Here is a 15,189-nt window from a genome sequence, read left to right as displayed (position 1 = left end):
TTATGAATACTATAATTAGGAGTTATACTATGATTTTTGATCTAAATCTTTATAAAGTCTTTCTCACAGTGGCCAAATGTAAGAATATATCCCGTGCAGCTGAAATTCTTTTTGTTTCTCAACCTGCTGTAAGTAAATCAATAAAAACACTAGAAAATTCTTTTAATGTAACCTTATTTTCGAGAAGTTCAAAAGGTGTGACCCTAACACCAGAAGGAAAAATATTATTTAATCACATAGAAAATGCTTTTGATGAACTTAACCTTGGAGAGAATATTTTGGAAAAGCTAAAAAATAAAGAAACTGGTACAATTAACTTGGGTGTAAGCACAACCATTGGGAAAAATTATTTTTTACCTAGATTTCGGGAATTTATAAAAGAATATCCTTACTTTAAGACCAAGATAATAAATAAACCTACTTTGGACACAATAAAGTTAGTTCAAGAAGAGAAATTAGATTTAGGCATAATCGGTACTACTTCCACCCAAGATGATCTTAATTTTATAAGGCTTTGCAAAATTCAAGATATCTTAGTAGCAAGTGGTACTTATTTAGAAAAACTAAACTTGAATTCTGCTGATGATACATTAGCTGAAGGATCTTTTATGCTTCTTGAAAATCCTAACGCTACACGAGAACATATAGAAAGCTATTTTAATAAACATAATATCAATATCATTCCAGATATTGAAGCCAGCAATATGGATTTTTTAATTGAATGCGCAAAAATGGGACTTGGTATTACTTCTGTTATAAAAGAGTTTTTAAATGATGAGCTTGAAAATAAAATCCTTTTAGAAATTCCTCTAAAAGATGAGATCCCTCCCAGATACATAGGTGTGATCTATAAAAATTCAAATAATCTGTCAATAGCCGCTAAAACACTTATCGATTTCCTAAAAAAGTGATTTAAGTAATTATATAAAATTAAAAATTATGTAATTGAACTTTTATTCTAATAGCTTTAAAATAAGTATAAATTATTAAATAAAAAAATTTATAGGAGGCAAGCATATGTCATTCAAAGAAATTGAAATTAAAAACCTAAATATAAATCCATTCACTCTCATCGGACACGAATGGTTATTAATCACAGCTGGTACTGAAAATAAATTCAATACCATGACCGCAAGTTGGGGAGGACTAGGCGTATTCTGGGGTAAAAACTCAGCTACTGTATACATTAGACCTGGACGTTACACAAAACAATTTGTAGATTCAAATGATACATTTACATTATCATTTTTTAGCGAAGATTATAGAAAAGCTTTAAATATTTGTGGAAGTCTTTCTGGAAGAGATAATAACAAAGTTGAAAAAGCAAATTTAACTCCAATTTTTGATGAGAATAATACTTACTTTAAAGAAGCAAAAATGGTGGTAGTATGCAAAAAGATGTATCATACAGAAATTAAACCTGAGAACTTTGATAATCCTTCTTTTGATGAGAAAATTTATCCTGAAAAAGATTATCATACAATTTATATTGGAGAAATCGTAAAAGTATTGGTTAATGAATAGACCTGCTACAAAACAAAGATCATATCTAAAATTCTTAATTTAAGATATGATCTTCTAGATTCACACGATATATTTTATATTAAAGATTCTAACTTATTGAATATTTCTTTATTTACCTTCTTTAAGTTAATTATCTTAAAGTCATTGTTAACAAAAACATGTAATGTACTTCCTTTAGCAATTTCTTTTTGATCATTTTCTCTGATAACTGAATAATTAAACTCTACCTTAACAGGTGTTAGTTGCTTAACCCATGTTTTTATGATTAATTCATCTTCATATTTTGCTCCTATAATATATTTACAATTACTTTCAGCTAAAGGTATTAGTATGCCATTTTCCTCCATTTCACTGTAACTTATATTACTTCCTTTTATGAAATCAGTTCTCCCTGCCTCAAACCAAATAAAGTAATTAGAATGATGAACAATTCCCATTTTATCTGTTTCTGCATATCTTACTACAATCTTTGTTTCACTTATATACAATTAAAGCACTCCTTCTTATGATAAATATACTATTTATTTCATAATTTCTGTATAAAAAAAAGACAGTCATAATGACTATCTTTAATACTTACCTCGCAACGTCCTACTCTGCCACACAGTCTCCCATGCAGTACCATCGGCGCTATAGACCTTAACTTTCCTGTTCGAAATGGGAAGGAGTGTTACCTCTATGCCATCATCACGAGATATTGGCTCCGCGAAGAGGACTCGAACCTCCAACCTATCGGTTAACAGCCGAGTGCTCCACCATTGAGCTATCGCGGAACGCTATTTGAAAGAATTTGTTCTTTCAAAATTGCACATAAGTGAGGGTCCAAATTTTATATCTGGATACTCGAACTTACTCAGCGAACGCCAGTGAGTCGAGCTTCCTCTATTAATGTATATTACAACTTGATTATATTGGTCAAGCCCTCGACCTATTAGTATCAGTCAGCTAAATATGTTACCATACTTACACCTCTGACCTATCAACCTTGTAGTCTTCAAGGGGTCTTACTAGCTTATGCTATGGGAAATCTCATCTTGAGGTGGGCTTCACACTTAGATGCTTTCAGCGTTTATCCCTTCCCGACTTAGCTACCCAGCTATGCTTCTGGCGAAACAACTGGTACACCATAGGTCAGTCCATCCCGGTCCTCTCGTACTAAGGACAGCTCCTCTCAAATTTCCTACGCCCGCGACGGATAGGGACCGAACTGTCTCACGACGTTCTGAACCCAGCTCGCGTGCCGCTTTAATGGGCGAACAGCCCAACCCTTGGGACCTACTTCAGCCCCAGGATGCGACGAGCCGACATCGAGGTGCCAAACCTCCCCGTCGATGTGAACTCTTGGGGGAGATCAGCCTGTTATCCCCGAGGTAGCTTTTATCCGTTGAGCGATGGCCCTCCCACGAGGTACCACCGGATCACTAAGCCCGACTTTCGTCCCTGCTCCACTTGTAGGTGTCGCAGTCAGGCTCCCTTCTGCCTTTACACTCTTCGAACGATTTCCGACCGTTCTGAGGGAACCTTTGGGCGCCTCCGTTACATTTTAGGAGGCGACCGCCCCAGTCAAACTGCCCACCTAACAATGTCCTGTCACCAGTTTCATGGCATCCAGTTAGAACTTCAATACTATCAGGGTGGTATCCCAACAACGACTCCACCAAGGCTGACGCCCTAGTTTCCCAGTCTCCCACCTATCCTGTACAGACAATACCGAAATTCAATGCTAAGCTACAGTAAAGCTCTACGGGGTCTTTCCGTCCAATCGCGGGTAGCGAGCATCTTCACTCGCACTACAACTTCGCCGGATTTGCAGTTGAGACAGTGCACAAGTCATTACGCCATTCGTGCGGGTCAGAACTTACCTGACAAGGAATTTCGCTACCTTAGGACCGTTATAGTTACGGCCGCCGTTTACTGGGGCTTAAGTTCACACCTTCGCGATATTTCACTAAGTGTTCCCCTTAACCTTCCAGCACCGGGCAGGCGTCAGCCCCTATACATCAGCTTTCGCTTTAGCAGAGACCTGTGTTTTTGTTAAACAGTTGCTTGTGCCTATTCTCTGCGGCCTGATTTCTCAGGCACCCCTTCTCCCGAAGTTACGGGGTCAATTTGCCTAGTTCCTTAACTGCAATTCTTCCGTCGGCCTTAGGATTCTCTCCTCATCTACCTGTGTCGGTTTGCGGTACGGGCACTACTTCTCTTTCTAGATGCTTTTCTTGGAAGCATGGAATCAGATACTTCGGTTCCGTAGAACCTTCCCCATCACGCTTCAGAATTGTTGGAACGGATTTGCCAATCCCAACTCCCTAAACGCTTAGACTAGCATCCAATAGCTAGCACATCCTATCCTTCTCCGTCACACCATCGATAATAACGATTATAGTGGTATTGGAATATCAACCAATTGTCCATCGACTACGCCTTTCGGCCTCGCCTTAGGTCCCGACTAACCCTGAGAAGACAAACTTTACTCAGGAAACCTTAGATATTCGGCCTGTAGGATTCTCGCCTACATCTCGCTACTAATGCCAACATTCTCACTCGTAATCAGTCCACCGCTCCTTACGGTACGACTTCAGCCCGATTACGACGCTCCTCTACCGCTCACGTAAAACGTGAACCCGTAGCTTCGGTGGTAAGTTTGAGCCCCGGACATTTTCGGCGCAGGATCTCTTGACTAGTGAGCTATTACGCACTCTTTTAATGAGTGGCTGCTTCTAAGCCAACATCCTAGTTGTCTTAGAAATCCCACATCCTTTTCCACTTAACTTACACTTTGGGACCTTAGCTGACGATCTGGGCTGTTTCCCTTTTGACCATGGAACTTATCTTTCATAGTCTGACTGCCGGACTGATAGTATGTGGCATTCGGAGTTTGATAAGGTTCGGTAAGCGCTATGCCCCCTAGCCTATTCAGTTGCTCTACCTCCACTACTCACATTTTCCGACGCTAGCCCTAAAGCTATTTCGAGGAGAACCAGCTATATCCGAGTTCGATTGGAATTTCTCCGCTATCCACAGCTCATCCCATGCTTTTTCAACAGCAACGTGGTTCGGTCCTCCACGAGGTTTTACCCTCGCTTCAACCTGGCCATGGATAGGTCACCCGGTTTCGGGTCTACAGCATGCAACTAGTCGCCCTATTAAGACTCGGTTTCCCTTCGGCTCCGTACCTTAAGTACTTAACCTCGCTACATACCGTAACTCGTTGGCTCGTTCTACAAAAAGCACATCATCACACACATAAGGTGCTCTGATCGGTTGTAGGCACATGGTTTCAGGTTCTATTTCACTCCCCTCCCGGGGTTCTTTTCACCTTTCCCTCACGGTACTGCTTCACTATCGGTCATCAGGTAGTATTTAGCCTTGGGAGGTGGTCCTCCCTGCTTCCCACAAGGTTTCACGTGTCTCGTGGTACTCTGGTGCAGAACTGATTATCATAGTTTTCACTTACGGGACTATTACCCACTATGGTCCAACTTTCCAGTTGTGTTCAATTAACTATGATTTCTCGTTATGTTCTGTCCGCAACCCCAGAGATAAATCTCTGGTTTGGGCTCTTTCCTTTTCGCTCGCCGCTACTAAGAAAATCGATTTTTCTTTCTCTTCCTCCAGGTACTTAGATGTTTCAGTTCCCTGGGTATACCTTCATAAAGCTATGTATTCACTTTATGATACATGGGGTTTCCCATGTGAGTTTCCTCATTCGGAAATCTTCGGATCTCTGACTATGTGCGTCTACCCGAAGCTTATCGCAGCTTATCGCGTCCTTCATCGGCTCCTGATGCCAAGGCATTCACCATGCGCCCTTTGTAGCTTGACCTAATTATTAGTCATATCACAAAGAATATTTATTCTTGGCTTTGTTGTATTTTATATACATTAAATCTATGTGCAATTTTCAAAGAACATTGAAAGACTTAGTCTTTCAAAATTGAACAGAACAAATACTTAAATAACCTTTGAGCAAGTATTTTATATTTTCATACATAATAATGTATCTGTACTAGTCAGAACGTCTGTCTGATCTAGATTTCTCCATAGAAAGGAGGTGATCCAGCCGCAGGTTCTCCTACGGCTACCTTGTTACGACTTCACCCCAATCGCTGACCCTACCTTAGGTCGCTGCCCCGCTTGCGCGTTAGCTCACGAACTTTGGGTATTGCCAACTCTCATGGTGTGACGGGCGGTGTGTACAAGGCCCGGGAACGTATTCACCGCGACATTCTGATTCGCGATTACTAGCAACTCCAGCTTCATGTAGGCGAGTTTCAGCCTACAATCCGAACTGAGACTGGTTTTAAAGTTTAGCTCCGCCTCACGGTTTAGCATCTCTCTGTACCAGCCATTGTAGCACGTGTGTAGCCCTAGACATAAGGGGCATGATGATTTGACGTCATCCCCACCTTCCTCCCGGTTAACCCGGGCAGTCTCGCTAGAGTGCTCAACTAAATGGTAGCAACTAACAATAAGGGTTGCGCTCGTTGCGGGACTTAACCCAACATCTCACGACACGAGCTGACGACAACCATGCACCACCTGTCTTCCTGCCCCGAAGGGCTTCCCCGATTAAGGGTAATTCAGGAGATGTCAAGTCTAGGTAAGGTTCTTCGCGTTGCTTCGAATTAAACCACATGCTCCGCTGCTTGTGCGGGCCCCCGTCAATTCCTTTGAGTTTTAATCTTGCGACCGTACTCCCCAGGCGGAATACTTAATGCGTTAGCGGCGGCACAGAGGTCATGACAACCCCTACACCTAGTATTCATCGTTTACGGCGTGGACTACCAGGGTATCTAATCCTGTTTGCTCCCCACGCTTTCGAGCCTCAGTGTCAGTTACAGTCCAGAAAGTCGCCTTCGCCACTGGTATTCTTCCTAATCTCTACGCATTTCACCGCTACACTAGGAATTCTACTTTCCTCTCCTGCACTCTAGATATCCAGTTTGGAATGCAGCACCCAGGTTAAGCCCGAGTATTTCACATCCCACTTAAATATCCACCTACGCTCCCTTTACGCCCAGTAAATCCGGACAACGCTTGCCACCTACGTATTACCGCGGCTGCTGGCACGTAGTTAGCCGTGGCTTCCTCCTCAGGTACCGTCATTATCGTCCCTGAAGACAGAGCTTTACAATCCGAAGACCGTCATCACTCACGCGGCGTTGCTGCATCAGGGTTTCCCCCATTGTGCAATATTCCCCACTGCTGCCTCCCGTAGGAGTCTGGGCCGTGTCTCAGTCCCAATGTGGCCGATCACCCTCTCAGGTCGGCTACGCATCGTCGCCTTGGTGAGCCGTTACCTCACCAACTAGCTAATGCGACGCGGGTCCATCTCATAGCGGATTACTCCTTTAATTGCTATGCCATGCGGCACTACAATCTTATGCGGTATTAATCTTCCTTTCGGAAGGCTATTCCCCTCTATGAGGCAGGTTACCCACGTGTTACTCACCCGTCCGCCGCTAATCCACTCCCGAAGGAGCTTCATCGCTCGACTTGCATGTGTTAAGCACGCCGCCAGCGTTCGTCCTGAGCCAGGATCAAACTCTCAATAAAAAGTTTAATCTTAGCTTACTCAAATAAAGAATTGCTGGTTTACTTAAATGTATTTATGTTATTCTGTTCAATTTTCAAAGACCAATTTTTCCTTCTAAATCCTGTTATTACAAGACTTACAAGTTTCTGTCGTTTCTGACAGCTTATTCAGTATATCATCGCTTTCAGACTTTGTCAACAACCTTTTTCTAAACTTTTCAAACATTTTTTTCTTAGATGTTTTATTAGCTTTAAGTTATTGAATTTCATCCTCTTCAGCAACGAATTAAATCATACCATCGCTATTCAATATTGTCAACATTTTTCACAAAACTTATAATTTTACATTTCAAATATCTTGTAAACTTGAGTTTTTTTGTTTACATCTCTTAGCGACGTTTTTTATCTTAACACTTCTAAATTACTTACATTTTAAATTATTCCCTAATTTTATAAGATTATTCATACTTTTCTCTGCTATATGTCATTATTCTAAATTTTATTTATACTGACACACTAGAAATAGTTTACTAATAGACTTACTATACTTCAATGCATATATTAATGTTTCCTAGAAGTTATATCTTAAATATTATTTCAAAACCAAATCACTAAACATTTTCTCATGTCTCCTTTCTTCTTCTATAATATTTGAGATAATCTTATATACATTATTGTTTACATCATTTAAGTTTCCAAGTAATCTTCCCCGGATATCTAGAAGTAAGCTTATGCTATTTTTCTCAAATTCTAATGAATATTTTATTAAATCCTGAACATTGTCTACATGAGGAATTCTAATTTGACTCTTAAATTCATATAAAAGCTTTACAACTTTGTCATATAAGTAAAAATCAATAGTATCATTGAGTTCATAGTTAAATTTCTCTTTTAATCGCTCATAATATTTGATATGTTTAATTTCTTCCTTTCTAATCACTCTTGTAATAATCTCAATATTTTTAGAATTCTTTTCTTTTGCATTTTCTTCAATTTTTTTATATACCTCTAATGCATTGTTCTCAATATCAATAAGTCTCTCTATCAAATCATAAATAGTATAATTCATAATTAATTTCTCCTATTATATTTGAATTTATTTTAAATTGTATATAGACTAAAGAAAATTTATAAAATTATTATCATTATACTTTTTAACTATAATTAATATACGTTAACTAGTATATTTTTATATTCATTATCATCTTCACTAAAGCATTATCTATTACATTATAACGTTTGACAACATTGTGTAGCATCTATACAATATTTATTATGGATAAATTATTAGACAATAAAGAAATTAGTGAAATATTTCTGGAAGTAATATGTAGTTTCTTTGAAAAAGATTTGAAAGCTAAAAATTTTGGAACAGATTCAAATCTATATCATTCCGAAATACACATGCTGCAATATATAAAAGAAAATGAGGGCTTACATATTTCAGCTATTGCAAGAAAACTTGAGATTACGCGAGGTGCTGTCTCACAAACTATAAAGAGATTAGAAAATAAGGGCTATCTATTTAAGGAGGCGAGTTCTGATAGTAATTCAAAACTAATATTGAAGCTTACAGAAAAAGGTGAGGTGGCATATAAAAATCATAAAAGCTATCACAACCAATACAATCTTGTTATAAAAGAGTTATTGAGAAGTGCTAGCAGAGAAAATAAAGAATTTTTGTATAATTTTCTAAAGCAATTTAAAGACAAAATATAAGATACCTTTTCAAGGTATTTTATTTTATATTATATGTATAGTATCTATACATAAATCAATACAGTATTGTGGAGGATTAAAATGACTCATAAATCAAATTTTAAATTAAACAGATTTATAATATTAATTATGGCTATTACTTGCGGGGCTACAGTTGCAAACCTATATTTTATTCAGCCATTACTAACACAAATTTCTATAAACTTTAATATTTCAGAATCTCAAGCAGGATTTATTGTAACTCTAACCCAAATAGGTTATGCTCTAGGATTATTTCTATTTGTTCCACTTGGAGATATAAAAGAACGTCGTAATCTAATTATAAAAATGCTTATAGTTGTTGGTATTTCTTTGCTATTAGTTGCTATTTCTCCTAATTACGTAATTTTATTAATTGCTTCTCTGTTAGTTGGATTTACAACAATAATTCCTCAACTAATAGTTCCATTTGCTGCGCATTTGGCAGAACCTTCAGAACGTGGAAAAATAATAGGTAATGTTATGAGTGGACTTCTAATAGGAATATTACTATCAAGAACATTTAGTGGGATTGTCGGCCAAGCTTTTGGTTGGAGATCAGTATATTTCTGTGCTGCATTCTTAATGGCACTTTTTGCAATAATAATAAAAAACTTTTTTCCAACAAGCATACCAAACTCCAGTATATCATACGCTAAGCTAATACTCTCCATATTTCCTCTAATTAAACAAGAGAAAACTTTAAGAGAAGCATCTATAAATGGAGCATTGATGTTTGGAGCTTTCAGTGCATTTTGGACTTCTGTTATTTTTTTATTAGGTTCTCACGTTTATAATCTTGGAACACGTGAAGCTGGATTGCTTGGTTTAATAGGGGTTGCTGGAGCTGCCGCCGCACCTTTTGTTGGAAGAATTGCTGATAAAAAAACCCCTAAATTTACAGTGGGAATAAGCATTATTTTTTCTACTTTATCTTATATATGTTTTTTCATTTTAGGATATAAACTTTATGGTTTAATTGTTGGTGTTATACTACTAGATTTAGGAACCCAAGCTGGTCAAGTTTCCAATCAAGCAAGGATACATGAGCTTGGTGATGAAGCACGTAGCCGAATTAATACTGTATTTATGGTTTCATATTTTCTTGGTGGATCATTAGGCTCATTTCTAGCACCTTTAAGCTGGCAATATTTCGGTTGGATTGGAGTATGCTCAATAGGATTTATATTCGAAGTTATGGCTCTAATTTTTCACTACATCATTTATAAGTAAAAATTCAAGCTACTTATCATTTCATTAGACCATTAATAAATTTATTCTTCTATGGAAATTATACTAACCTTTAATATATCGTAGCCTATATATAATAAAATTATTACTATTATAACCTACGATATATCAGCATTTTGCTTTTTAATAACATTAAAACTTAGTTTCCTAATAGAAATTTATTATTTTAATTAAGAAATTTTTTAATTAAAGTCATACTCTTTGCGCTATATGGTGGAAAAAGTATTCTAATATTTATTTTTGTTCCTCTATTCAGGACACTTTTTCTATGAGAAAATGTTTTAAAGCTCTCTTCTCCATGATAAGATCCTATACCAGAATTTCCAACACCTCCAAATGGCAAATTACTATTTGCTAAATGATTTAAAGTATCATTTATACAAATGCCTCCTGATGGTATTTCTTCGATGACTCTTTCTCGTATTTTCTTATTATTAGTGAATATATAAAGAGCCAGAGGTTTAGGCATTTTTTTGATTTTCATTACAACCTCATCAAAATTAACAAACTCAATAATAGGTAGTACAGGCCCAAATATTTCTTCCTTCATGCTTTCCGATTCAAATGCTGATACATCTATAATTGTTGGCTCTATAAACCTTTCATATTCATCATAACTTCCTCCATAAAGAATTCCCCTTTTATCTTTATCAATTAAATTTTTTATTCTGTTAAAATGTTTATCATTTATTATCCTGCCATAATATTTACTAGATTTAACGTTATCTCCAAAAAATTCTTTTATGGCATTTTTCATTTCTTTAATAAGCTCATCTTTAATATTTTTACTAACCATAATATAATCTGGAGCTACACATGTCTGCCCTGCATTTAAAGTCTTTCCCCAAATAATCCTTTGAGCAGAAATTTTGATATTAGCAGTTTCATCTACTATTACTGGACTTTTACCGCCTAGCTCTAGAGTAACTGGAATCAAATTTTGCGCTGCCGCTTTCATTACTATCTTTCCAACACTTACGCTTCCAGTAAAGAATATATAATCAAATGGAGCATTTATTAATGAAATATTTGTCTTAATACTTCCTTCTACACAGCTTATATATTTTTTATCAAATATTTTTGAAATCATTTCACTTATTGTATTTGAAACATTCAATGAAATTTCAGAAGGCTTTATTACTATGCAATTCCCTGCACTTATTGCACCTATTAACGGCTCAATAACGAGTTGAAACGGGTAATTGTAAGGACCGATTATTAACACGCTTCCATAAGGTTCGCTAACTATATAACTTTTTCCAGGCTTTAAAAATATCGGTGTTTCTGTTTTTTTAGGCTTTGCCCATTTCCTTAAATTATTAATTGTATTTTCTATACTCAAATATACAAATCCTATTTCTGTTACATATGATTCAAATTCATGTTTTCCCAAATCAAGACTTAAAGCTTCAGTAATTTTACTTTCATAATCTTTTATACTTTCTTTAAGTTTTTTTAATTGATTAATTCGAAATTCTATTTTCTTAGTAGCCTGAGTGCTAAAAAACTCTTTCTGATCTTTAAGAATTTCATTAACATCTTCTGATGTTAATTCAGAACTATTCATTTTATTATCTCCTTACCTTATATTCTAAGCAAATATTCCATAATTATAATTTTATCCAAATACTTGTAAAAAAATAACTTATGAGATAATTTAAAATTCCGGAGTGATTTCATCTATATGTACTGTCTTTTCTCCATTTTCCAATATCCTAAACTGAATCTCTATTTTAAAGCCATCTAAGAAGCTTACATCTATGTATTCATATTCTTCCTTTTTTTTCTTATTGCCTTTACTTTCTATTACTCCCATGCTTAAAGCCATTGGATCATTTGTAAAATGTAATTCATGTAAACATTGTTCGATTTTAAGTAATTCGCTTCGGGTAAAGCTTACTACATTACCCAAGTTATCAAAATTAAAAGTAAACTTATTAAAAAAATGGCTCCATTTCTTAAATATTTCACTCTTCTTTTCTTCTTCTTTATTTCTCACATCACTTTTCATTTTGTTATAAGCATCTACCAAGTTATGTGCTTCCTCTTTTAAATGTTGAAATTCCATTCCAATGTTTTTTATACTTTCCTCTTTAATAGATATTGCTTTAACATTATCATCTATCAATTCCTTCTTATATGTGGCCTTTATATTAATATCTGAAATCTTATTATTCACATCAATTTCTTCAAACTTAACTACTTTAAATTCTTCCATAAGTGAGTCTAGTTCCTCTAATGGTGCGTTTTCCATTTTAACCTTAATCTCTTTTAATTCATCTTCATATGATTTCTTGACTGATGTTAATTTAATATGTATTTTCCCCAAATCTATTATATCTTCTTCCGCTTTATCTCTACTTCTAATTGCGCTCTTCAATAGACGTTTTTCTTTCTCTAAACTATTCTCAATAGAATTTATTTTATCCTTACATAATTCTATTTGTTTTTTCAACTTTAACAATTCTTCCTGCGACTTCTTTAATTCTTCTTCTCTTTTAAATGCTTCCACTTCCTCTTCACTTGTTACAAAACTCGGAAGTTCTTCTTCTTTCACAGTAAATCTACCTCCATAAGCCTTAACGCATAACCATATAAGTCTTATAAAATGTTGCCTATCTAATTTTTTCCACACATTAAGAAATGTCAATTTTGCAACATCTACTGATTGAGTAAATTCTCTTTTTTGTTCTTCATCCATACTACTTATAATTTCTTCTATATCTTTTGTAGTTTCTTGTAGATCTACAAATGCTTGTCCATTTATATATTCTTTAGCCTTACCACTAAGCTTTTCATTATATTTTGAATAAATAATATCAGCCTTATGGTTTGGCGTTAAGTTTTTATGCACTTTATATAGTTTAGCTGCTTCCTCTATTACCTCTATTGATACTTCGTCCTCTGTTGCACTCTCTAAATCATCATTAGCCTTTTCGGAAAGAATGTTGAACAACCTTTCATTTAACTCATTTCTTGTACACTTTTCCAATTCTTCTTTTTTTTCGTCAACCAAAGCCCATATTTCTTTTACTTCCGGTTCTTCAAGCACACGATTTTTTCCTATTTTACTTCCTATAAAATTAATTATACTTATAGTTCTTTTCTTAGCCTTTTGTATAATTGGCTTTGATATATTTGTCACATTCATTGTTTCAAGTAATGCAATTTGTTCAATGATGTCATTATCTGAAATTTTTCTAAGTCCGTCAAAAATATTAGGCATATCTGTCTCCTTTGTAAATTAATTATTAGTTATTTTTATCATAGTTCATCTTAACAACGCTATAAAGTCAGCATAATAAATTCATATTAAAGCTACGATAATTCCTACCTAATTACTATATAGATTCTCAAATGAAATTTCAACCATATAAGTTATAAATAATATAATTCATTCTTTATAAGTTTATTGGTTTTATATATCTTGATAATTTTAAAATAAACTTTGATCAATTAAATTTTTTAGATAACATATGATAATGAAATATAATATTCACTAACACAAATTCTAGCATATTCATCTATATTTTAACAGAATAACCATTAATATTCCACATTATTGGTGAGATTCCTATTTTTATATATCTATATGTTCACCATCCCAAAATTTGATAAAAAAAAAGACAGCCATTATGACTATCTTTAATACTTACCTCGCAACGTCCTACTCTGCCACACAGTCTCCCATGCAGTACCATCGGCGCTATAGACCTTAACTTTCCTGTTCGAAATGGGAAGGAGTGTTACCTCTATGCCATCATCACGAGATATTGGCTCCGCGAAGAGGACTCGAACCTCCAACCTATCGGTTAACAGCCGAGTGCTCCACCATTGAGCTATCGCGGAACGCTATTTGAAAGAATTTGTTCTTTCAAAATTGCACATAAGTGAGGGTCCAAATTTTATATCTGAATACTCGAACTTACTCAGCGAACGCCAGTGAGTCGAGCTTCCTCTATTAATGTATATTACAACTTGATTATATTGGTCAAGCCCTCGACCTATTAGTATCAGTCAGCTAAATATGTTACCATACTTACACCTCTGACCTATCAACCTTGTAGTCTTCAAGGGGTCTTACTAGCTTATGCTATGGGAAATCTCATCTTGAGGTGGGCTTCACACTTAGATGCTTTCAGCGTTTATCCCTTCCCGACTTAGCTACCCAGCTATGCTTCTGGCGAAACAACTGGTACACCATAGGTCAGTCCATCCCGGTCCTCTCGTACTAAGGACAGCTCCTCTCAAATTTCCTACGCCCGCGACGGATAGGGACCGAACTGTCTCACGACGTTCTGAACCCAGCTCGCGTGCCGCTTTAATGGGCGAACAGCCCAACCCTTGGGACCTACTTCAGCCCCAGGATGCGACGAGCCGACATCGAGGTGCCAAACCTCCCCGTCGATGTGAACTCTTGGGGGAGATCAGCCTGTTATCCCCGAGGTAGCTTTTATCCGTTGAGCGATGGCCCTCCCACGAGGTACCACCGGATCACTAAGCCCGACTTTCGTCCCTGCTCCACTTGTAGGTGTCGCAGTCAGGCTCCCTTCTGCCTTTACACTCTTCGAACGATTTCCGACCGTTCTGAGGGAACCTTTGGGCGCCTCCGTTACATTTTAGGAGGCGACCGCCCCAGTCAAACTGCCCACCTAACAATGTCCTGTCACCAGTTTCATGGCATCCAGTTAGAACTTCAATACTATCAGGGTGGTATCCCAACAACGACTCCACCAAGGCTGACGCCCTAGTTTCCCAGTCTCCCACCTATCCTGTACAGACAATACCGAAATTCAATGCTAAGCTACAGTAAAGCTCTACGGGGTCTTTCCGTCCAATCGCGGGTAGCGAGCATCTTCACTCGCACTACAACTTCGCCGGATTTGCAGTTGAGACAGTGCACAAGTCATTACGCCATTCGTGCGGGTCAGAACTTACCTGACAAGGAATTTCGCTACCTTAGGACCGTTATAGTTACGGCCGCCGTTTACTGGGGCTTAAGTTCACACCTTCGCGATATTTCACTAAGTGTTCCCCTTAACCTTCCAGCACCGGGCAGGCGTCAGCCCCTATACATCAGCTTTCGCTTTAGCAGAGACCTGTGTTTTTGTTAAACAGTTGCTTGTGCCTATTCTCTGCGGC

General features: G+C 36.8%; 8 protein-coding genes, 2 tRNA genes and 5 rRNA genes (1 of these 15 cut by a window edge). 4 read left to right on the top strand and 11 right to left on the bottom strand.

Features of this window, described 5'->3' with window-relative positions; genetic code table 11:
• The first annotated feature begins 29 nt into the window (after positions 1–29).
• On the top strand, positions 30–911 hold the full coding sequence (locus F3K33_RS09760) for a LysR family transcriptional regulator (protein ID WP_039773868.1): 882 nt from the start codon (positions 30–32) through the stop codon (positions 909–911).
• Positions 912–1,017: 106 nt separating this feature from the next.
• Positions 1,018–1,524, top strand: a complete 507-nt coding sequence (locus F3K33_RS09755) for a flavin reductase family protein (RefSeq protein ID WP_012058189.1) — start codon at positions 1,018–1,020, stop codon at positions 1,522–1,524.
• Between the two features lie 74 nt (positions 1,525–1,598).
• On the opposite strand, the gene F3K33_RS09750 is transcribed toward F3K33_RS09755, so the two are convergent.
• The 6 genes from F3K33_RS09750 to F3K33_RS09725 form a co-directional block, all read right to left on the bottom strand.
• Positions 1,599–2,012 carry an acyl-CoA thioesterase gene (locus F3K33_RS09750; protein ID WP_012058188.1) on the bottom strand — a complete coding sequence of 138 codons (414 nt, stop codon included), beginning with the start codon at positions 2,010–2,012 and terminating at the stop codon, positions 1,599–1,601.
• 90 nt (positions 2,013–2,102) lie between these two features.
• A 5S ribosomal RNA gene (rrf, locus tag F3K33_RS09745) occupies positions 2,103–2,219 on the bottom strand.
• Positions 2,220–2,222: 3 nt separating this feature from the next.
• Positions 2,223–2,297 (bottom strand) — tRNA-Asn (locus tag F3K33_RS09740).
• Positions 2,298–2,435: 138 nt separating this feature from the next.
• A 23S ribosomal RNA gene (locus tag F3K33_RS09735) occupies positions 2,436–5,347 on the bottom strand.
• Between the two features lie 221 nt (positions 5,348–5,568).
• Positions 5,569–7,080 (bottom strand): 16S ribosomal RNA (locus F3K33_RS09730).
• Together the 16S, 23S and 5S rRNA genes with 1 tRNA gene alongside form the textbook arrangement of a ribosomal RNA operon.
• A 571-nt stretch (positions 7,081–7,651) precedes the next feature.
• Positions 7,652–8,128, bottom strand: coding sequence for a ferritin family protein (locus F3K33_RS09725; protein WP_023977040.1), 477 nt, complete (start codon positions 8,126–8,128; stop codon positions 7,652–7,654).
• Positions 8,129–8,334: 206 nt separating this feature from the next.
• Between F3K33_RS09725 and F3K33_RS09720 the strand changes: the two genes are divergently transcribed.
• On the top strand, positions 8,335–8,778 hold the full coding sequence (locus F3K33_RS09720; protein WP_017210204.1) for a MarR family winged helix-turn-helix transcriptional regulator: 444 nt from the start codon (positions 8,335–8,337) through the stop codon (positions 8,776–8,778).
• 81 nt (positions 8,779–8,859) lie between these two features.
• Positions 8,860–10,029, top strand: a complete 1,170-nt coding sequence (locus tag F3K33_RS09715; RefSeq protein ID WP_039772969.1) for an MFS transporter — start codon at positions 8,860–8,862, stop codon at positions 10,027–10,029.
• A gap of 184 nt (positions 10,030–10,213) precedes the next feature.
• Here the strand turns inward: F3K33_RS09715 and F3K33_RS09710 are convergent, their stop codons facing one another.
• The 5 genes from F3K33_RS09710 to F3K33_RS09690 all read right to left on the bottom strand — a co-directional run.
• The gene (locus F3K33_RS09710; RefSeq protein ID WP_023977042.1) at positions 10,214–11,614 is read right to left on the bottom strand and encodes an aldehyde dehydrogenase; all 1,401 of its coding nucleotides are present in this window, start codon (positions 11,612–11,614) and stop codon (positions 10,214–10,216) included.
• A 90-nt stretch (positions 11,615–11,704) separates the two neighbouring features.
• Positions 11,705–13,273 (bottom strand): coiled-coil domain-containing protein, encoded by a 1,569-nt coding sequence (locus tag F3K33_RS09705; protein WP_023977043.1) that lies wholly within the window; start codon positions 13,271–13,273, stop codon positions 11,705–11,707.
• A 428-nt stretch (positions 13,274–13,701) separates the two neighbouring features.
• Positions 13,702–13,818: ribosomal RNA gene (gene rrf / locus F3K33_RS09700) — 5S ribosomal RNA — on the bottom strand.
• A gap of 3 nt (positions 13,819–13,821) precedes the next feature.
• Positions 13,822–13,896 (bottom strand) — tRNA-Asn (locus tag F3K33_RS09695).
• Positions 13,897–14,034: 138 nt separating this feature from the next.
• Positions 14,035–15,189, bottom strand: a 23S ribosomal RNA gene (locus tag F3K33_RS09690); it runs 1,756 nt beyond the window's last position.

This window comes from Clostridium beijerinckii (assembly GCF_008705175.1).
Classification (GTDB): Bacteria; Bacillota; Clostridia; order Clostridiales; family Clostridiaceae; genus Clostridium; species Clostridium beijerinckii.
Note: the sequence above shows the minus strand (reverse complement) of the source record. Positions and strands in the feature narration are given on the sequence as shown.